Origin of the sequence: Streptomyces sp. NBC_01515, from assembly GCF_045040345.1 — a bacterium.
GTDB lineage: Bacteria > Actinomycetota > Actinomycetes > Streptomycetales > Streptomycetaceae > Streptomyces.
This window is the reverse complement of the sequence record NZ_CP109416.1, coordinates 8,251,437-8,270,449: the sequence shown is the minus strand read 5'-3', so window position 1 is coordinate 8,270,449 and position 19,013 is coordinate 8,251,437. Positions and strand designations below refer to the sequence as shown.

At 69.9% G+C, this 19,013-nt stretch carries 18 protein-coding genes; 3 read left to right on the top strand and 15 right to left on the bottom strand.

What is annotated here, in order from left to right; all coding sequences use genetic code 11:
• Nucleotides 1-4: 4 nt before the first annotated feature.
• From OG407_RS37415 to OG407_RS37390, 6 genes are all read right to left on the bottom strand, one after another.
• Nucleotides 5-1,240, bottom strand: coding sequence for a TIGR02678 family protein (locus OG407_RS37415; RefSeq protein ID WP_405864095.1), 1,236 nt, complete (start codon nt 1,238-1,240; stop codon nt 5-7).
• Nucleotides 1,237-2,925, bottom strand: coding sequence for a TIGR02677 family protein (locus OG407_RS37410; RefSeq protein ID WP_405864093.1), 1,689 nt, complete (start codon nt 2,923-2,925; stop codon nt 1,237-1,239). The genes OG407_RS37415 and OG407_RS37410 overlap by 4 nt, the downstream gene beginning before the upstream one ends.
• 152 nt (nt 2,926-3,077) lie before the next feature.
• Nucleotides 3,078-3,287 (bottom strand): DUF397 domain-containing protein, encoded by a 210-nt coding sequence (locus OG407_RS37405; protein ID WP_405864091.1) that lies wholly within the window; start codon nt 3,285-3,287, stop codon nt 3,078-3,080.
• Complete coding sequence (locus tag OG407_RS37400) at nt 3,269-4,111, bottom strand: helix-turn-helix domain-containing protein (protein WP_405864089.1); 843 nt, start codon at nt 4,109-4,111, stop codon at nt 3,269-3,271. The genes OG407_RS37405 and OG407_RS37400 overlap by 19 nt, the downstream gene beginning before the upstream one ends.
• A 265-nt stretch (nt 4,112-4,376) precedes the next feature.
• The gene (locus tag OG407_RS37395) at nt 4,377-5,705 is read right to left on the bottom strand and encodes a class I SAM-dependent RNA methyltransferase (protein WP_405864087.1); all 1,329 of its coding nucleotides are present in this window, start codon (nt 5,703-5,705) and stop codon (nt 4,377-4,379) included.
• A 154-nt stretch (nt 5,706-5,859) separates the two neighbouring features.
• The gene (locus OG407_RS37390) at nt 5,860-7,911 is read right to left on the bottom strand and encodes an APC family permease (protein ID WP_405864085.1); all 2,052 of its coding nucleotides are present in this window, start codon (nt 7,909-7,911) and stop codon (nt 5,860-5,862) included.
• A 381-nt stretch (nt 7,912-8,292) separates the two neighbouring features.
• On the opposite strand from OG407_RS37390, the gene OG407_RS37385 reads away from it, so the two are divergent.
• Both OG407_RS37385 and OG407_RS37380 read left to right on the top strand, forming a co-directional pair.
• Nucleotides 8,293-8,964 (top strand): TrkA family potassium uptake protein, encoded by a 672-nt coding sequence (locus OG407_RS37385; RefSeq protein ID WP_019061075.1) that lies wholly within the window; start codon nt 8,293-8,295, stop codon nt 8,962-8,964.
• The gene (locus OG407_RS37380; protein ID WP_019061074.1) at nt 8,964-9,641 is read left to right on the top strand and encodes a TrkA family potassium uptake protein; all 678 of its coding nucleotides are present in this window, start codon (nt 8,964-8,966) and stop codon (nt 9,639-9,641) included. The genes OG407_RS37385 and OG407_RS37380 overlap by 1 nt, the downstream gene beginning before the upstream one ends.
• Nucleotides 9,642-9,729: 88 nt before the next feature.
• On the opposite strand, the gene OG407_RS37375 is transcribed toward OG407_RS37380, so the two are convergent.
• The 8 genes from OG407_RS37375 to OG407_RS37340 form a co-directional block, all read right to left on the bottom strand.
• Nucleotides 9,730-10,515, bottom strand: coding sequence for a DUF3159 domain-containing protein (locus tag OG407_RS37375; protein ID WP_405864083.1), 786 nt, complete (start codon nt 10,513-10,515; stop codon nt 9,730-9,732).
• A gap of 3 nt (nt 10,516-10,518) precedes the next feature.
• Complete coding sequence (locus tag OG407_RS37370) at nt 10,519-10,917, bottom strand: OB-fold nucleic acid binding domain-containing protein (protein WP_200678990.1); 399 nt, start codon at nt 10,915-10,917, stop codon at nt 10,519-10,521.
• A 45-nt stretch (nt 10,918-10,962) separates the two neighbouring features.
• On the bottom strand, nt 10,963-11,646 hold the full coding sequence (locus OG407_RS37365; RefSeq protein ID WP_329349180.1) for a response regulator: 684 nt from the start codon (nt 11,644-11,646) through the stop codon (nt 10,963-10,965).
• The gene (locus tag OG407_RS37360) at nt 11,643-14,213 is read right to left on the bottom strand and encodes an ATP-binding protein (RefSeq protein ID WP_405864080.1); all 2,571 of its coding nucleotides are present in this window, start codon (nt 14,211-14,213) and stop codon (nt 11,643-11,645) included. Before OG407_RS37360 ends, OG407_RS37365 begins: the two co-directional genes overlap by 4 nt.
• A gap of 161 nt (nt 14,214-14,374) precedes the next feature.
• Nucleotides 14,375-15,550, bottom strand: coding sequence for an alginate lyase family protein (locus tag OG407_RS37355; protein ID WP_405864078.1), 1,176 nt, complete (start codon nt 15,548-15,550; stop codon nt 14,375-14,377).
• 158 nt (nt 15,551-15,708) lie between these two features.
• Nucleotides 15,709-16,464, bottom strand: a complete 756-nt coding sequence (locus OG407_RS37350) for a DUF3710 domain-containing protein (protein ID WP_328677755.1) — start codon at nt 16,462-16,464, stop codon at nt 15,709-15,711.
• 1 nt (nt 16,465) lies between these two features.
• Nucleotides 16,466-16,981, bottom strand: coding sequence for a dUTP diphosphatase (gene dut, locus OG407_RS37345; RefSeq protein WP_327400783.1), 516 nt, complete (start codon nt 16,979-16,981; stop codon nt 16,466-16,468).
• Entirely contained in the window at nt 16,978-17,562 is a 585-nt protein-coding gene (locus tag OG407_RS37340; protein ID WP_033283955.1) for a PaaI family thioesterase, read from the bottom strand. The genes dut and OG407_RS37340 overlap by 4 nt, the downstream gene beginning before the upstream one ends.
• Nucleotides 17,563-17,620: 58 nt before the next feature.
• On the opposite strand from OG407_RS37340, the gene OG407_RS37335 reads away from it, so the two are divergent.
• Complete coding sequence (locus OG407_RS37335; RefSeq protein WP_033283956.1) at nt 17,621-18,085, top strand: DUF3093 domain-containing protein; 465 nt, start codon at nt 17,621-17,623, stop codon at nt 18,083-18,085.
• 7 nt (nt 18,086-18,092) lie between these two features.
• Here OG407_RS37335 and OG407_RS37330 read toward each other — a convergent pair whose 3' ends face one another.
• Nucleotides 18,093-19,010 (bottom strand): hypothetical protein, encoded by a 918-nt coding sequence (locus tag OG407_RS37330; protein WP_405864075.1) that lies wholly within the window; start codon nt 19,008-19,010, stop codon nt 18,093-18,095.
• Between the last annotated feature and the right edge of the window lie 3 nt (nt 19,011-19,013).

Below are 19,013 nucleotides of genomic sequence, written 5' to 3'. Positions count from 1 at the left end.
TGGTTCACCTTTCGTCCGTCACGATCGCGGCCGGGTGGTGGGCGACTCCCGGTTCCCTGACGACGGGCTCACCGACCGCGTAACGCGCGAGAGCCGGTCGCGGCAGGACACCACGCTCCGTGCGCACGGCGAGCCCCAGCGCCACCAGCTTGGCCAGCGCCTGCTCCACGAGTTCGGGCTCCGCTCCCGGCTCTCGCGCCGACTTCGACCAGAAACCACCGTGTTCTACGGCCAGTTCGCGCACTCGGGATGCCAACTCCGCCGACTCGACGGGCCGGGCGGCTCGCGCCAGGTGTCCCGCGAGCAGCAAGGTGATGTGACCGTGGGTGCCCTGTTCCGGCATGCGTACGTCGGTGAGGTCGTCCAACGGGTCGACCATGGCGATGCCTTCGGCCCGCACCTCGGCGACCAGTCCGGTGAGTTCACCGATGCGTGCGGTGATGAAGCCGCGTTGCCGGGTGAGGTAGACCAGTTCGTCGTCGGTCAGGTCGTCGTAGTAGAGCACCGGGTCGTCGAGGAGACGGCGGGTCAGCTTCCAGCGGATCGCGCGGAACCTGAGATCGTCGCTGTCGAGGGCGGTCTGCGCCGTCATCTCCACCAGGCGTTCCTCGAAGCCCCGGGACTCGACCATGGAGGGGCCGCGCCGGGCCGTCGGCATCCCGGCCAGCACGCGCCGCCGCACGTCGTACAGCACATCGCCCGATCCGCTGACGTACGCCTCCTCGTCGCCGGCCACCCGTCGCAGCACCCCGAGCCGCAGCAGGAGTCGTACGACGGCCGCGAGGTCGAGGCGCTCGTCGCGCCGCTCCAGGGTGAACGTGATCCCGGCGGCGACGAGTTCGGGATCGGCCGCGGCCAGGACGACCTGTTCGGCGAGACGTCCGAGTGCCACCTGCGACTCGCCCCGCTCCAGCGCGGCCAGCGTCAGGCACAGCAGGACATAGCGGCGGCGCGTGAAGGGCAGCGCGGTACGGGCGGCCTCACGGGCCGGGTGCGTGGCGTCGGTGAGGGTGCCGGGCGTCTTGCGCAGCCGTGCCGCGTCGGAGTCCGTGCGCAGGGTCCAGCCGACGTTGCGCTCGAACCACTCCCGCAGTTCGGCGGTGTGCCGGCGCACCAGCCGGAACTCGTCGGCGTACGGCCCGTCAGCGGTGAGCAGCGGCTCCTTCAGCAGGGCACGCGCGGCCCGTTGGAGGTCGGCCCCACGCTGGCCGTCCAGCACCTCGGCCAGCGGGCCGGTCATCTGTCCTCCGTCAACTGTCGGGGGACTGGGGACGGTTGGAAGGCGGCGCCCTGCCGGGGGACGGACCCGGTCCCGTTCCGTGTGGCCGACTCGGCCGGTACGTGGGACAACGGTCCGGCGGGCGCGTCGGCCTCGCCGCCCTCTCCCGCCGTGAGGTCGACGATGTCGATCACGTGGTCGGGTCCCATGAACACCCCGTCGGGCGTGCGCACTTCGGCCGTCGAGCCGTCGCCGAGCGCGGTCAGCCGGATCTCCATCGAGCCGTCCCCGCTGGTGGCCGTGGTGGTCGTCATGCCCGGCCGCCAGCCTGCGAGGGCGTCACCGAGCAGGCGCAGGAACAACTGGAAGGCGAGCGGGTCGAGTTCCCTCAGGCGGGAGAGCCGCACCGGCCCGCCTGTCGCAAGACGGTCCCGCGCCTCTCTGGCCTCCCCCGCCTGCCGGGCGGCGATCTCGGCGAGCCTGCGCTTCGCCTCGCCCCGGTCCGCCACCCTGCGCGGCTTGCCGCGCCGTTCGTAACTGCCGGTACGGCGCAGCTGAGGACTGATCCGCAGCGGTCGCGCCTCACCCCACGGGGTCGCGGCCGGCTCCGGCCGGGCCGCCCGTTCGGCGAGGGTGTCGGCGTCGACGGTGAGGTGCCGGGAGGAGTACAGCCCGAACGCCACCCGCCACAGCCGGTGCCGCGTCTCGTCGTCCGGCGCCTGGGCGAACCAGCGCGCCAGCACCCGGAAGTCGGCCGAGCGATCGGAACGCCCGGCCCGCCGCTCGTTCAACTGCCGGACGACAGCGAGCAGTTGAGGAATGGACCCGAGCGCCCGCCCCCGCAGCAACCTGGCCTGCGACTCACGCCCCTCCGCCGACACGAACCACTGGGCGAGCCCGGACCACCGGGCGGCCCACCTCTCGTACGCCACGGTCTCCGCGTGCTCGGCGTCCTCGGGCGCGGCGTCGGCCGCCTCGCGGGCGGCGGCAAGTCGCAGCATCGGTCCGGCCCGGCCCTGTTCCTCCAACTCCCCGATCAGCAGGGCGATCCGGCCGCCGAGCGTGATCAGGTCCTGGATGAACCGCTCCAGGTACTGGATCAGCCGGTCCTTGTACGCGAGGAACGCCTCCACCTCGATGTCGTGCAGGTCGATGGTGCGCTGGAGCGACCCCATGAAGGCACGGGCGTTGTCGGCGAGGTCGGTGAAACGTGCGGTCAGGACGGCCAGGGCGAGGTACGCCTTGGCCGGGTCCGGCTCGTCCTCCGAAGCGATCACGAGCAGCGCCCGCAACTGCGTGACGATGTCGTGCAGGGCGACCGCCTGGAGCTCGCCACGCCGCCCCAACACCTCGTCGTACGTCCCCAGCGCCGCCTCGGCCGCCTCACCGGCCCGCGTGAGCTGGTAGATGAACCGCTTACGGTAGAAGTCCTCGACCGCGGTCACCCGCGCGGTGTCCGGATCGGCCCGCAGATTTCCCCACGTGACCAGACTGTCCAGCGCCTTCACCACCGCCTCGACATCGGCCGGCCGGCTCCCCGCGTCCAGCGCGGCATACACGTCCTCCGGCCGCAGATGCACCGCGAACCGCTCCTTGGCGGCGAGGAAGGCGCGCATCACCTGGCGGTAGAGGGGGGAGTTGGGGACGGTCAGGTGGGCGAAGGGGGCGTAGTCGACGGGGTCCGGGCCGGGAGTCTGGGCAGTCATCGTCGGTCCATCCTCCCCGACGGGCACCGCTCACCACGTGCGATGTCTGATTTTCGCCCGTCTTGGCGAGGAGGAGAGACCGCAGCAGACGGAGCAGGGCAAGGCAATGGCCCCACGATCGGAACAGATCGTGGGGCCGTCGCCTTGCCTGATCAGTCGCTCAACTGCCCGTTCCCGATTGCCGAAACGAAGGAGTTCCACCCGTTGGCAGGGAACACAAGCACCGGCCCATGGGAAACCTTGCTGTCCCGTACCGGGACGACAGCGGCGAAGTCGTCAGAGACCTCGACGCAAGCGCCACCGTCCGAGTTGCTGTATGAGCTCTTGCGCCAGTTTATGACGCTCAGGTCGATGGATCGCACGGCACTTCCTCCAACATGCGCAGGACGAACTTCCGCGACTCGGCCGGGGACAGCGCCAGGTCACGAACTGCATCGTAAGCACCTTGAAGCTTCTCGACCGCCGCACCGTCTTCGATCAGGTCGCCGCGGTGCGCGTTCTCCGTGTATGCCACCGTACGTCCCTGCGGCAGACGCAGGAACCACACGTCAGTGCTGTCCAGCCCGTAAGGGCCGGCGCTGAACGGCAGCACATGAACGGCAACGTTCGGGCGTTCCGCCATCTCAGTCAGGTGCTCCAACTGCCCCCGCCACTCAAGGGAGTTCAGCAACGCCGTGCGCAGGACCGCCTCAGAAAGAATGGTCCGGAACCGGGGCGCACCCTCCCCCTCCAACAACTCCCGCCGCCCCATCCGGGCATCGACCTGCTGCTCAAGTTCCTTACCCTCAAGCCCGCCCGCCGCCAGCATCTCCCGTGCATACCCCGGCGTCTGCAACAACCCCGGCAGCACGCTCACCGCGAAGTGCCACAAGCTCACCGCCTCCGCTTCCAGCGCCATGTACCGCCGGTACCGCTCGCGGAACTGCGTATGGTCCCCGGCGGCCAACTCCCACAGCGCCAGCAACAGCCCCGGCGTCCCGTAGTGCGTGTCCAACGCCTGGACGACCTCGGGGCTGCCGAGCGTCTCGCCGTTCTCCATCTTGCCGAACAACGACCAGTCCCAGCCGAGCCGTTCACCGAGCGCCCGCAGGCTCAGCCCGCTCGCTTCGCGCAGCCTCCGCAACTCCTCGGCGAACCGCCGGCGGGGTTCCTGACTGCGGTCGGTGATGACGCGCCGTTGCGGCATACCACTCCCTCCGGGACATGCGCGTGAGCGATGTGGAACACGTGGAACCACCTCCGGCCGCATCCTCGTAACGACCGGACTACGCAGCGTAATTCACCCAGAACAGCCGAGTCATGCGATCAGCGGAACCGCATCACTGACCACACAACCGACCGACCTGCGACACAGCGCGCCTGACACTCCATCGGAACGAGCGTCATTCCAGCGTCAAGAGATAGCCCGTAACACCCACACCGCACATACTGCGCACACGCAAAACCGCAGGTCAGGACAGCTTCGCCACCGGCTCCAGAATCGCCACGCACTCCACGTGATGAGTCATCGGGAACAGATCGAACGCCCGCAACGTCCGCACCTTGTACCCCCCATCCCGGAAATACGCCAAGTCCCGAGCCAACGCAGCCGGATCGCACGCCACGTACGCGATCTTCCGCGCCCCAAGAGACGCCAGATGCTCCACCGTCTTCTTCCCGGCCCCCGCCCGCGGCGGATCCAGCACGATCAGGTCGACCTCGCTGATCCCGGTCCGCGGAAGCACGCTCTCGACCTTGCCCTGCTCGATCCGCACCCGTTCGAACCCGGCGAGATTGTGCCGCGCGTCCTCGACCGCGCGCTTGCCGGACTCGATGCCGAGCACCGCGCCCTTGTCGCCGAGGCGGTCGGCCAGCGCGCCGGCGAAGAGGCCGACGCCGCAGTACAGGTCGAGGGCCATGTCGCCCTTGCGCGGCAGCAGGCCCTGCATGACCGCCTTGACGAGGGTGTCCGCGGCCATCGGGTGGACCTGCCAGAAGCCGCCGCTGCCGACGCGGTACGTACGGCCGTCGGCCCGCTCGCGGACGAACGCGCGGCCGTGCACGCGGTGGATGCCGCCGTCGTGCTCCTCGACGCGCATGACGGAGACGGGGCGTTCGAGCTCGACCAGGGGAAGCCGCGCGCCGGGGCGGGGCTCCAGGATGACCATGCGGTCCTGGGAACCCGTCGCCGCGATCGCCTCGACCGAGGCCATGCCGGACCAGTCGCGCTCCTCGATGCCCAGCTCGCTGACGCCCAGCGCCGCGATCATGCAGTGCTCGACCGGCTCGACCTCGTGCGAACGGTGCTTGCGCAGACCGGCGTTGCCGTCGACGTCCACCGCGTACTGCACGCGCGTCCGCCACCGCGGCACCTGGCCCGCGGGCAGCTTGTCGCCCTCGGCCGGCATCACCGTGCCGTCCCAGCCGGCCTCCTCGGGCGTGAGCCCCGCGAGCCGCTGCAACTGCTCGGTGATGACCTCGCCCTTGAGGCGACGCTGGGCGCCGGGCTTGGCGTGCTGCCAGTCGCAGCCACCGCAGCGCCCGGGGCCGGCGTACGGGCAGGGCGCCTCGACCCGGTCCTTGGACTCGTCCAGGATCGTCACCGCGTCGGCACGCAGGAACCGCGCACCCTCCTCGCCGTCGGTGACCCGCGCGACCACGCGCTCACCGGGCAGCGCGTGCCGGACGAACAGCACCTGCCCCTCGGACGTACGGGCGATGCAGTGCCCGCCATGGGCGACGGGGCCCACCTCGACCTCGTACTCCTCCCCCACCAGCGATTTCTTCGGTTCTGCCTGCATGGCGGGGTGACTCCAAATGCGAAAGGGGGCGAGCGAAAGGACGTACACAGGGGAACGGCCGGACAACAGCCCACCAGTCTACGTGGACCCCGCCCGACCGCTCACCACAAAGCCGTCCCGGCCAGAACCCGGCCAGAGCCAGGCCGGAGCCCGCCTAGAGCTTGGACTTCGGAGACTCGGTGTGCCGCTCCTCCGCAGGACCGCGCCGCACCGCCCCCGGCGCACTCCACTCCTGCCGTTTCCGCGCCCGGTTCTTCGCCGCCTCGGAGGACTCCAGCTGGTACGGCACCGATGTCACCATCACGCCCGGCGTGAACAGCAGCCGGCCCTTGAGGCGCAGGGCGCTCTGGTTGTGGAGGAGGTGTTCGTACCAGTGGCCGACGACGTACTCGGGGATGATCACGGACACCGCGTCGCGCGGCGATTCCTTCCGCAGCCCCTTCACGTACTCGATGATCGGCCGCGTGATCTCCCGGTACGGCGAGTCCAGCACCTTCAGCGGTACGTCGATCCCGCGCCGCTCCCACTCCTCGCGCAGCGCCTTGGTCTCCGCCGGGTCGACGTTGACGCTGAGCGCCTCCAGGGTGTCCGAGCGCATCAACTTGGCGTAGGCGAGGGCCCGTAGAGCCGGGCGGTGGATCTTGGAGATCAGGACGACCGAGTGGACGCGGGACGGGCGGAGGCTGTCGTCGCTCGGGCCCTCGGGGGCCGCGATCTCCTCGGCGACCCGGTCGTAGTGCTTACGGATCGCGGTCATCGTGGCGTAGAAGATGCACATGCCGAGCAGCGCCACCCAGGCGCCGTGGGTGAACTTCGTGACCAGGACGACGACCAGCACCAGGCCGGTGAAGAACGCGCCGAACGTGTTGATGGCCCGGGAGCGGACCATGTGGCGGCGCTTGGCCTGGTCCTTCTCGGTGGCCAGGTGACGGTTCCAGTGCCGGACCATGCCGGTCTGGCTGAGGGTGAAGGAGACGAAGACGCCGACGATGTACAGCTGGATCAGCCGGGTCGAGTCGGCGCCGTAGATCGCCAGCAGCAGTGCGGCCGTGCCGGCGAGCAGCACGATGCCGTTGGAGAAGGCCAGGCGGTCGCCGCGGGTGTGCAGCTGGCGCGGCAGGTAGCGGTCCTGGGCGAGGATCGAGCCGAGCAGCGGGAAGCCGTTGTACGCCGTGTTGGCGGCCAGGAACAGGACCAGCGCGGTGGCCGCGGCCAACACGATGAACAGGAAGCTGCCCTTGCCGAACACGGCCTCGGCGACCTGCGAGATCACCGGGTTCTGGACATAGCCGGAGCCGATCGCGACGCCGTTGTGCAGCAGGTCGGTGCCCGGGTTCTCGGCCATGCGGACCTTGGTCGTCATGGCCAGCGCGATGATCCCGCAGAACATCGTGACGGCCAGGATGCCCATCGCCGCGAGGGTGCTCGCCGCGTTCTTCGACTTGGGCTTGCGGAAGGCCGGGACGCCGTTGGAGATGGCCTCGACACCGGTGAGCGCGGCGCAGCCGGAGGAGAAGGCGCGCAGGAGCAGGAAGACCAGGGCGAAGCCCGCCAGGCCCTGGTGTTCGGCCCTGATGTGGTAGGCGGCGGTCGGCGCGCGCATGGTGTCGCCGAGGACCAGGCCGCGGAAGGCGCCCCACGCGATCATGACGAAGACGCCCGCGACGAAGACGTACGTCGGGATCGCGAACAGCGAGCCGGACTCCTTCACCCCGCGCAGGTTCATCAACGTGAGCAGCACCACGACGCCGACCGCGCAGATCACCTTGTGCTCGATCACGAACGGGATCGCGGAACCGAGGTTCTCGATGCCGGAGGCGATCGAGACGGCCACGGTGAGGACGTAGTCGACGAGCAGCGCGCTGGCGACGGTGAGGCCGGCCTTGGGGCCGAGGTTGGTGGTGGCCACCTCGTAGTCGCCGCCGCCGCTGGGGTAGGCGTGCACGTTCTGCCGGTAGGAGGCGACCACGGTGAACATCAGCACCACGACCGCGAGCGCGATCCAGGGGCTGAAGTGGTACGCCGACACGCCCGCGATGGAGAGGACCAGCAGCACCTCGCCGGGCGCGTACGCCACGGAGGACAGCGGGTCGGAAGCGAAGACGGGGAGTGCGATGCGCTTCGGCAGGAGCGTTTCGCCCAACCGGTCGCTGCGCAGTGCGCGCCCGATGAGGATGCGCTTGGGCACGTCGGTCAGTTTGGACACAACAGAGGATCGTAGGCCTTCGAACAGGCGATCCTCTACTCGCCACCGGCTTGACCTCGTCTTGACCCCTGTCATCTGCCTCACGAGTGAAACGAGGGGCGAGTGGAGTCGCGGATTCCGTCAAGATCGCCGACTCCGTGTCTATATGACAAAACCCCGCTCCCCACTGCCTCCTGGAGGTTCCATGCCCGCGACCGCAGAGCTGATCGGCGCCCTGGCCGCCCTCGTCGGCCTCGGAATCCTCACCCTGGCCAGCGTGCGCAGCATCGGGCGCCGCTGACGCACAGGGGTGCCCCCAAAGGACCGGACGTGTGTACTTTGGCCTCGGTCTGAGACCCTGATGGGGCTGAGCATTGATTTCAGGACACCGGAAGGACGGTCGTGCACATCGTCATCATGGGCTGCGGCAGAGTGGGTTCCGCTCTCGCCCAGACCCTGGAGCAACAGGGGCACACGGTCGCCGTGATCGACCAGGACCCCACCGCCTTCCGTCGGCTGGGCCCCGGATTCGGCGGCCGCCGGGTCACCGGGGTCGGCTTCGACCAGGACACCCTGCGCGAGGCCGGCATCGAGGAGGCGGGCGCGTTCGCGGCCGTCTCCAGCGGTGACAACTCGAACATCATCTCGGCGCGCGTGGCCCGCGAGATGTTCGGCGTGGAGAACGTCGCGGCCCGTATCTACGACCCCCGCCGCGCCGAGGTCTACCAGCGCCTGGGCATCCCCACCGTGGCCACGGTCCGCTGGACCGCCGACCAGATGCTGCGCCGGCTGCTGCCCTCGGGCGCGGAGCCGCTGTGGCGGGACCCCACCGGCGGGGTCCAGCTCGCCGAGGTGCACGCCTCGGCCGCCTGGGTCGGCCAGCGGATCAGCAAGCTGCAGGAGGAGACGGGCGTCCGCGTGGCGTTCCTCACCCGTCTCGGCGAGGCGATGCTGCCCTCTTCGCAGACCGTGTTGCAGGAGGGCGACCTCGTGCACGTGATGATGCGTACGGACGAGATCGACAAGGTCGAGGCGGCGTTCGCCAAGGGTCCCGAAGAGGAGGGCGGTCACTGATGAGGGTCGCCATTGCCGGAGCCGGCGCGGTCGGTCGTTCGATCGCCGGAGAGCTCCTGGAGAACGGTCACGAGATCCTTCTCATCGACAAGGCCCCGACCGCGATCTCGGTCGAGCGGGTCCCCCAGGCGGAGTGGCTGCTGGCCGACGCCTGCGAGATCACGTCCCTGGACGAGGCGGCGCTGCAGCGCTGCAACGTCGTGATCGCCGCGACCGGCGACGACAAGGTCAACCTCGTCGTCTCCCTCCTCGCGAAGACGGAGTACGGCGTCCCGCGCGTCGTCGCCCGCGTCAACAACCCCAAGAACGAATGGCTCTTCAACGAGTCCTGGGGCGTCGACGTGGCCGTCTCCACCCCGCGTCTGATGTCGGCCCTGGTCGAGGAGGCGGTGTCGGTCGGCGACCTCGTCCGCCTCCTCCGCTTCAGCCACGGCGACGCCAACCTCGTCGAGCTGACCCTCCCCGAGGAGTCCGCCCTCGCGGGCACCCAGGTCGGCGACGTGGAGTGGCCCGAGGACACGTCCCTGGTCACGATCATCCGCGGCACCCGCGTCCTGACCCCGTCCCGCGAGGACTCTCTGGAGGCGGGCGACGAACTCCTGTTCGTGGCGGCTCAGGCGCGCGAGGAGCAGCTGGAGGACCTGTTGTCGGTACGCCGGGAGGACGCGGCGAGCTGATCCCTCTTGGGTCTACGACGAGGAGGGGCGCCCTGAGATCTCAGGGCGCCCCTCCTCGTCGTAGCGGAAGTGGCGAAAGCGACGGATGCTATGCGTCGCGACGGTGCCGTCCCGACGTGGCGTCCTGTGCCTCGCCCGCGGACTCGGACTCGGCGGCGGCCTTGCGGTCCTTCTCGGCCTGCTCCTCCGCCTCCATCTCCGCGAACACGTCGATCGGCGCGGGCGCCTTCGCGAGGAAGACCCAGGTGAGCCAGACGGCGAGCAGGAACGGCGGGATCTTCAACGCGACCAGGACCCAGCCGAGTTGGGCGGTGTTGGCCCACCAGTAGAGCGGGAAGAGGATCGCGCACTTGGCGAGCAGGATCAGGCCCCAGGCCCAACTGGCCTTCGCGTACGCCTTCTTGCGGCCGGGGTTGCGGGTCCGCCAGGAGAGGTTCTCCTTGAAGACCGGGCCCAGGATCAGGCCGATCAGCGGGACGCCGGCGAGGGTCGTGATGATGTACGCGAGCGCGAGCCCCAGCGTGTAGAGCATGCCGGGGAGATAGAAGTTCTTGGCGTTGCCCGTCATCATCGCGAAGACGACACCGAAGGCGACGCCGAAGACACCGCTGAAGGCGTGCTTGACGGTGTCGCGCGTCACCAGTCGGATCACGACGAGAACGAGCGACACGGCCAGCGCGGCGATCGCCGACCAGTGCAGGTTCTTGTTGACGGTGAAGATGCTGACGAAGAGCAGGCCGGGCAGGACCGTTTCGATCATGCCGCGCAGACCGCCGAACGCCTCGAAGAGGGCCGCCTCGGTCACCGCCCGGACATCCTGCTCGCTGTCGTCGGCGTCCACGGTGTCCGCGGTCGGCTTGTCGAGCGACGTCACCGGCTACTCCCGTCCGAGGGGTCTCAGTTCGTATTTCGGGTTGAAGAGCACCCGGCGGCCTCTGCTCATCGAGATCCGGCCGGACGCGATCAGCTTGCGCCCCGGTTCTATCCCCACGATGGAGCGCCTGCCGAGCCACACCACGTCCAGGGCGGCCGAACCGTCGAACAGCTCGGCCTCCAGGGCCGGAACTCCCGCCCGGGGGCGCAGCGTGACCGTGCGCAAGGTACCAGTAACCGTCACGATCTGTCGGTCGTGGCAGTCGCCGATCCGGACACAGCCCTCTGTCTCGGCGTCCTCACGCAGCTCCTCCGACTCCAGGTCCTCCTGCGAGGTGGAGAGCCGGTCGAGCATGCGCCGGAACCGTCCGGCCGGCTTTTCGGAACGAGGGACAGCGCTCATATCTCAAGCGTACCGGGGTCCACTGACAGCAACGTACCCACGGCCTCAGCGCTCGAACCGGTAGCCCATGCCGGGCTCCGTGATGAAGTGCTTGGGGTGCGCGGGGTCCGTCTCCAGCTTCCGCCGCAGCTGCGCCATGTACACGCGGAGGTAGTTGGTCTCGGTCCCGTACGACGGCCCCCACACCTCCTGGAGCAGCTGCTTCTGGCTGACCAGCCGCCCGGTGTTGCGCACGAGCACCTCCAGCAGATGCCACTCCGTGGGGGTGAGCCGTACGTCCCGCCCGTCCCGGTGGACCTTCTTGGCGGCCAGGTCGACGGTGAACTCCTCGGTCTCGACCAGGACGTCGTCCTCGCCGCCCCCGGTGGGCTCGGCCCGGCGCACGGCGGCCCGCAGCCGGGCCAGCAGCTCGTCCATGCCGAAGGGCTTGGTGACGTAGTCGTCGGCGCCCGCGTCCAGCGCCTCGACCTTCTCGTCGGAGGAGTGCCGCGCGGACAGCACCAGGATCGGCACCCGGGTCCACCCGCGCAGCCCCCGGATCACCTCGACGCCGTCCATGTCGGGCAGCCCCAGGTCGAGGACGACCACGTCCGGGTGCCGGGAGGCGGCGAGATCGAGGGCGGTCTTGCCGTCGGCGGCCGCGTCGACCTCGTACTTCCGCGCCTTGAGGTTGATCACGAGGGCCCGCACGATCTGCGGCTCATCCTCGACCACGAGGACCCTGGTCATGAGGCCTGCCTTTCCGGTTGTACGTCTTTCACGTCACGCACGTCACTCACGTCATGCGCGTCTTCTACGACGCCGTCCGCCGCGCGGAGCGTGAGCACCATGGTGAGGCCGCCGCCGGGGGTGTCCTCGGCGTTCAGGGTGCCGTTCATGGCCTCGGTGAAGCCACGCGCCACGGCGAGCCCGAGTCCCACTCCGGCGCCGCGCGGGGCGTCACCGTAGCGCTGGAAGGGCTCGAAAATGCGGTCCTTGGCCTCGTCCGGGACTCCGGGGCCCCGGTCGACCACTCGTACCTCCACGCGGTCGGCGATGGCGCTGGCGGACACCAGGACGGTTTCGCCGGGCGGGCTGTACTTGACCGCGTTCTCGACCAGGTTGGCCACCGCCCGCTCCAGGAGCCCGGGGTCGACGGCCACCATGGGCAGCGTCTCCGGGATGTCGAGTTCGGCGCTGCCCTCGGGGACCCCGCCGAGCGCCATCGGCACCACCTCGTCGAGGTCTATCTCGCGGATGATCGGCGTGACCGTGCCGGTCTGGAGGCGGGACATGTCGAGCAGGTTGCCCACGAGGTGGTCGAGTCGGTCGGCGCCGTCCTCGATGCCCTCCAGCAGTTCGGCCTGGTCCTCCTCGGACCACGCCACGTCGTCGGAGCGCAGGGAGGAGACGGCCGCCTTGATGCCGGCGAGGGGCGTCCGCAGATCGTGGCTCACGGCCGCCAGGAGGGCCGTACGGATGCGATTGCCCTCGGCGAGCGCACGGGCCTGGTCGGCCTCCTCGCGCAGGCGCCTGCGGTCCAGGACGACGGCGGCCTGCGCGGCGAAGGCGGCGAGGACCCGGCGGTCGGAGGCGGGCAGCACGCGGCCGGTCAGCGCGAGGGCCATGTGATCGCCGACCGGCATGTCCACGTCGCCGTCCTCGGGCCGCTCCAGCGGCGCGCCCACGCCCACGCGTCCGGCGCAGGTCCAGGGGTCCACATCGCTCTTGCGCTCCAGCAGGGCGACGGACTCCATGCCGAAGGTCTCCCGGACCCGTTCCAGAAGCGCTTCGAGGCTGGTCTCGCCGCGCAGCACGCTGCCCGCGAGGAAGGACAGGATCTCCGACTCGGCGCGCAGTCTGGCGGCCTGCTGGGTGCGTCGCGCGGCGAGGTCCACCACGGAGGCCACGGACACGGCGACGCCGACGAAGATCGCGATGGCGACGATGTTCTTGGGGTCGGCGATCGTCATCCGGTGCAGCGGGGGCGTGTAGTAGTAGTTCAGCAGGAACGATCCGACGGCCGCCGAGACCAGCGCCGGCGCCAGCCCGCCGAGCAACGCCGCCGCCACCGTCAGCGACAGGAACAGCAGCATGTCGTTGGCGAGCCCGAGGTGGACGGCGTTGAGCAGGAAGGCGAGCCCCACCGGGCCCACCACCCCGACCAGCCACCCGGAAACGATCCGGGCCCGCCCGAGCCGCGCGCCCCGGGACACGGGCAGCCCGCGCCCCTTGGCGACCTCCTCGTGCGTGACGATGTGGACGTCCAGGTCGGGCCCCGACTCGCGGGCTACCGTGGCGCCCACCCCCGGCCCGAAGACGTACTGCCAGGTCTTGCGGCGCGAGGAGCCGAGGACGATCTGCGTGGCGTTCACCCCGCGCGCGAAGTCGAGCAGCGCGGCCGGGATGTCGTCGCCGACGACGTGGTGGAAGGTGCCGCCGAGGTCCTCGGCGAGCGTGCGCTGGAGGGCGAGTTCCTTCGGGGAGGCCGAGGTCAGCCCGTCGCTGCGGGAGATGTAGACGGCCAGCACCTCACCGCCGGCCCCCTTCTCGGCGAGCCGCGCGGCCCGCCGTATCAGCGTCCGCCCCTCGGGGCCGCCGGTCAGTCCTACGACGATCCGCTCGCGGGAACCCCAGATCGCCGAGACCTGGTGCTCGCTGCGGTACTCCTGGAGGTACTCGTCGACCCAGTCGGCCACCCACAGCAGCGCCAACTCCCGCAGGGCGGTGAGGTTTCCGGGCCGGAAGTAGTTCGAGAGGGCCGCGTCGACCTTGTCGGGCTTGTAGATGTTGCCGTGCGCCATCCGGCGGCGGAGCGCCTGGGGCGACATGTCGACGAGTTCGATCTGGTCGGCCCGGCGGACGACCTCGTCCGGCACGGTCTCCTGCTGCCGGACCCCGGTGATCGACTCGACGACATCGCCGAGGGACTCCAGGTGCTGGATGTTGACGGTCGACACGACGTCGATACCGGCCGCGAGCAGCTCCTCGATGTCCTGCCAGCGCTTGGTGTTGCGGGAGCCCGGGATGTTGGTGTGGGCGAGTTCGTCCACCAGGGCGACGGCGGGGGCCCGGCGCAGCACCGCGTCGACGTCCATCTCGGTGAAGACGGTCCCCCGGTAGGCCAGCTCCACGCGCGGGACCTGCTCCAGGCCGTGCAGCATCACCTCGGTGCGGGCCCTCCCGTGGTGCTCCACGAAGGCGACCACGCAGTCCGTGCCCCGCTCCACCCTGCGGTGGGCCTCGGACAGCATGGCGTACGTCTTGCCGACGCCCGGTGCCGCACCGAGGTAGATCCGAAGCTTGCCGCGTCCCATGGCCCCATTGTCTTCCCGTCACAGCTCTGTACGCAGCGTCGACTTTACGGCCAATAAGTCCGACAAATGGGGTGGGGAGTGCGGTCAGGGACCTCTTTGACACATCCCTGATGCCCGTACGGTGCCGTACGGGCATCAGGGTCCGGCGATGTTCAGGATGTTCAGTTGGGGTTGTCGCCGTGGGTCAGGGTCTCCCAGGCCACGAAGAGGTTGTTGCTGCCGGCCGGGCGGTTGTTCAGGGTGAGCGTCTGGGTGTTGGTCATCGCGATGCCCAGGCGGTTGTGCAGGGCGTTGTAGCCGACCTCGGTGACCGGCCCGAGCCCGAGGGTCAGCGACCCGCCGCAGAGCCAGCTCGGCACGGCCGTACCCAGCTGGTACTTGGCCTGGAACCCGAGCGCCTGCCGCAGCCGCTCCCCCACGTCGGTGCCGTAGAGGTCGGTGCCCTGGATCCGGCTGGTCTCGGCGACGTGCGAGATCGACGAGAGGCCGTACCCGGTGTGCGTGAAGTCGCGGCACGTCTCCTGGGTGAGCCCGGTGACGAAGGTCGACTGGCCCTGCCAGTAACTGACGATCTTCGCCGTGGTGTTGAGGTTCTGGCTCGGCACGGTCTTCGGTACGGAACCGTCCGAGGCGAGGTAGATGTACGCGGCCGTGCGCGTCCGGAAGATCGCCATGGCCTTGTCGTACGACGTCTTGTCCTCCAGGAAGACGGAGATGCCGACGGCGGCGTCCATCATCGTCAGCTCCCAGTTCCCATTGGAATTGGAGCCGTTGATGATCTCGGGCAGGTACACGTTGCGCAACATGGTCGCGAAGCGGGCCGAGTTGGTCCACGTCCCGGTGTACGTGTACTTGATGATCTCGGCGGCCTTGGGCCAGGAGGAGCCGGCCCAGCCGGTCTGCAGGGGCGCGTTGCTGTTGGTGTGGCTGGTGATCGTGGCCGACCAGGCGTCCATGATCTCGATGGCCTTCTGGGCGTAGCGCGCGTCCTTGGTGATGTACCAGGCGAGCGCGTCGGTGTAGGCCGCGATCGCGTCCTCGCGCTCGTCGGTGCAGCCGTAGTTGGGGTTGGAGTACGAGCCGCACTCGACGACGGCTCTGGGCTTCGCGGTGCGACTCAGGCTGGCGTAGGAGCTGGCCATCATCTGGTCGTAGGCGCCCTTCCAGGGCTGGGCGCCGGCGAGGACCTCGGTGCGGGCGAAGTCCAGCTGACTCCTGGAGACGTCGACTCCGGGGTGGACGAAGGTGGCGGGGGCCGCCTGGGCGGCGGTGCCGGGCTGGGCGAAGAAGCCCAGGACCAGGGCGGTGACGACGGAGAGCAGGGCAGCGCGGCGCACGGTGACTCCGTTCTCGTATGTGAACACAGAGCACCCTCATGAACTTGGGCGTTGAGCCGAGACCATAGGTACGGACCAATGAGCCGTCAAGAGTGCGCGCACGACGAAGGGCCGTACCCCGAGGAGGGGTACGGCCCTTTCGTGTCTGTCTGTTCCGGCTAGCGGACCTCGGTGATCTCCGGTCCGCGCTGCAGCTGCCCCATGCCGCCGGAGAAGCGGGAACCCGCCTCCTCCTGCTGGACACCCTCGGGAACCATCTGGGCGTCGTTCGGCAGCTTCAGGACGATCGGGTCGCGGGGCGCCATCGGGCCCTCGCCGCGCACGACGACCGTGTCCCGGAAGATCTGTTCGAGCAGCCCGGCGGCCTGCGGCTGCACCGCGCCCTGCCCGGAGATCACCCCGCGCAGGAACCAGCGTGAACCGTCCACACCGACGAACCGCACCACCTGGAAACCGCCCGTGCCGTCCGGCAGCTGCACCGGAACCTGCGCGCGCAGCTCCCAGCCCAGCGGCCCCTCGACCTCGTCGACGATGCCGCCCTGCTGGGTGATGCCGCTGGCGATCTCCTCGCGGACCTCACCCCAGATGCCCTCGCGCTTGGGGGCGGCGAAGGCCTGCAACTGGATGGCACTGTCCTTGAGGACCACGGTGGCGGCGACGATCGCGTCGCCCGCGACCTCGACCCGCAGCTCCATGCCGTCGACTCCCGGCACGAACAGACCGCCCAGGTCCACCCGGCCCTCGGCGGGGTCGCCGATCTCCGAGTCGTCCCAGGGTCCGTCGGGGCGGGGCTCCGGTTCGAGCTTCACGCGCTCGACCGATCCGTCCGCCTCAGTGTCGACGTCGTCGACGACCTGCTCGGCCTCGCTCGCCGCGTCCTCGGCGGCAGTGCCCTTCTTGCGACGTCCGAACACGTCACTGTCCTTCCCGGTCGGATACGACCGAAGCGTATCGATTCCCACCCGTGGTGCCGCCCACGGCGGCGTGACCGCCGGTGGACCCGAAGCCCCCCTCGGCCCGCGCCGATTCGGGAAGCTCCGCGACCTCCTGGAAGCGGACCCTCTCGACCTGCTGGACGACAAGCTGGGCGATCCGGTCGAAGCGCTCGAACCGAACCGACTCGTACGGGTCGAGATTCACCACGATCACCTTGATCTCCCCACGGTACCCGGCATCAACCGTCCCCGGGGCATTCACCAGGGCAACACCGCAGCGGGCGGCGAGCCCCGAACGAGGGTGTACGAAGGCCGCGTACCCCTCCGGGAGAGCGATAGACACCCCCGTGGGCAGTACGGCCCGTTCACCCGGCTTCAGTTCCCGGCTCTCGGTGGTCCGCAGATCGGCTCCCGCGTCACCGGGATGCTCGTACGACGGAAGCGGTACGTCCGGGTCGACGCGGCGGATCGACACGTCCAGCGGGTCACGGCTCACGGGTTCACCTCGAAGGCACGGGTACGCCGGACCTGGTCCGGGTCGTCCATGGCGGCCCGGATCTCCTGCGGGCGGCCGTTGTCGATGAAGTGGTCGACCTTCACCTCGACGAAGAGGGCGTCGGCGCGCACCGCGACGGGCCCGTCCGGGCCGCCGATGCGTCCGGTGGCGGTCGAGTAGATCTTCCGGCCGGCCACGGCCGTCACCTCGGCCTCCAGGTACAGCACGGTGTCCACGGGCACCGGCCGGACGAAGTCGGTCTCCAGGCGGCCGGTCACCGCGATCGTCCGCAGCAGCCAGTTCAGCGAGCCGAGGGTCTCGTCCAGCGCGCTGGCGAGCACTCCGCCGTGCGCGAGGCCCGGGGCGCCCTGGTGGGCGGCCCGCACGGTGAACTCGGCGGTGATGGTGACGCCCTCACCGGCCCGCGCCTCCAGGTGCAGCCCGTGCGGCTGGTCGCCGCCACATCCGAAACACTGTTCGTAGTGCGCACCGAGCAGTTCGCCCGGCGCGGGCGCGTCCGGGTGCCGCACCGGTTTCACGGCGTCGGACGGAGGCTTAAGAGCTGGAGAAGTACCACTCACAGCCGCAGACCTTACCCGCGCGTCGGCAGGTTCCGGACACCGTGCCAAGCTTGGCTCCATGCAGCTTTCCGCCTCCCCCTACGACGAGCGCCTCACCGCCCCCCGTTCGTGGTGGTTCATCTCGTTCCTGGTCGGCGTCTCCTTCGCCCTGATCCTGCTGCCCTTCGGCACCCTGCCGCTGCTCGGCGGCCTGGTCGGCGGCACCGCGGTCGCGTCCGTGATGGCCAGTTCCTACGGCTCGCTCCGCATCCGGATCGTGGGCGACCAGCTGATCGCCGGCGAGGCGAAGATCCCGGTGACGGCCCTGGGCGAGGCGGAGATCCTGGACCCGGAGGAGGCCCGCGCCTGGCGCACCTACAAGGCCGACACCCGCGCCTTCCTGCTGCTGCGCTCGTACATTCCGAGGGCACTGCGCGTCGAGGTCACCGACCCGGACGACCCGACGCCGTACCTGTATCTGTCGACCCGCGAGCCGGAGCGGCTGGCGGAGGCCCTGAAGACGGCCCGCGCGGCAGCCGTCTAGGACCTTCTCAGCGACCGAGTTCCTTCGGGATCTCACCCATCCGGAGCGGGTCCGGCGGGGTCTCCAGGGGCGGCAGTTCGGGCAGCGCGTCCCACGGGACCTGGGCCTTGCGCAGGTCCTTGCGGATGCGCTCGGCGAGTTTCCTGGTGTCCCGGCGGTTCATGACCGCTCCGACGGCGGCGCCGACCATGAAGGGCATCAGGTTCGGCAGGTCGCGAACCATGCGTTTCATGATCTGCTGGCGCAGCTCGCGCTTCATGTGACCGTTCAGCGCGGCGCTCATGGTCGACGGTTTGGTCACGTCGATACCGCGCTCCCCGGACCAGGAGTTCAGATACGTGGTGCTGCGCTGCCGGAGGTCGCCGGGCGGACGGGCGCCGTAGACCTCGTAGAGCTCGGCGATCAGCTTCAGTTCGATCGCGGCGACGCCGGTGATCTCGGCGGCCAGTTCGGTGGGCATCGCGGGCGGCACCGGCAGCATCGCCGCGGCACCGATGCCCGCGCCGACCGTCGAGGTCGCGTTGGCGGCGCCCGCCACCAGTTTGTCGGCGAGCTGTTCGGGGCCGAGCCCCGGGAACTGCCGCCGAAGCGCCTGAAGGTCCCGTACGGGGATCCGCGGGGCTATGTCGATGATCCGGTCGGCGAGGTACGCCAAACCGGCCCTGGCCCGGCTGCCGCCCTTACGGACGCCTTCCCTGACCTTGTCCCGGATCACCGCCACCCGTCGCTTGGCAACGGGGGCGGCTGCGGGAACGTCCGTCGGCACCGGGAGGTCAGCCCGGTCGCCCGCCGGTTCGAGCGAGGCTGATCCAGGTTCGGATGAGCCCCGCTCGTCGTCACGCGCGCCATGAGGACCGTCTGTCGGCCCTTCGTCCGCTCCCGGCCTGCGGGAGCGGCGCTTCCAGGGTGGGGTCGAGCCAGTCACGGC

Excerpts from the sequence above, each read along its gene's own strand:
- OG407_RS37415 (WP_405864095.1), bottom strand. The coding sequence starts at position 1,240 with ATGACCGGCCCGCTGGCCGAGGTGCTGGACGGCCAGCGTGGGGCCGAC.
- OG407_RS37410 (WP_405864093.1), bottom strand. The coding sequence starts at position 2,925 with ATGACTGCCCAGACTCCCGGCCCGGACCCCGTCGACTACGCCCCCTTC.
- OG407_RS37400 (WP_405864089.1), bottom strand. The coding sequence starts at position 4,111 with ATGCCGCAACGGCGCGTCATCACCGACCGCAGTCAGGAACCCCGCCGG.
- OG407_RS37395 (WP_405864087.1), bottom strand. The coding sequence starts at position 5,705 with ATGCAGGCAGAACCGAAGAAATCGCTGGTGGGGGAGGAGTACGAGGTC.
- OG407_RS37380 (WP_019061074.1), top strand. The coding sequence starts at position 8,964 with ATGAGGGTCGCCATTGCCGGAGCCGGCGCGGTCGGTCGTTCGATCGCC.
- OG407_RS37370 (WP_200678990.1), bottom strand. The coding sequence starts at position 10,917 with ATGAGCGCTGTCCCTCGTTCCGAAAAGCCGGCCGGACGGTTCCGGCGC.
- OG407_RS37365 (WP_329349180.1), bottom strand. The coding sequence starts at position 11,646 with ATGACCAGGGTCCTCGTGGTCGAGGATGAGCCGCAGATCGTGCGGGCC.
- OG407_RS37360 (WP_405864080.1), bottom strand. The coding sequence starts at position 14,213 with ATGGGACGCGGCAAGCTTCGGATCTACCTCGGTGCGGCACCGGGCGTC.
- OG407_RS37335 (WP_033283956.1), top strand. The coding sequence starts at position 17,621 with ATGCAGCTTTCCGCCTCCCCCTACGACGAGCGCCTCACCGCCCCCCGT.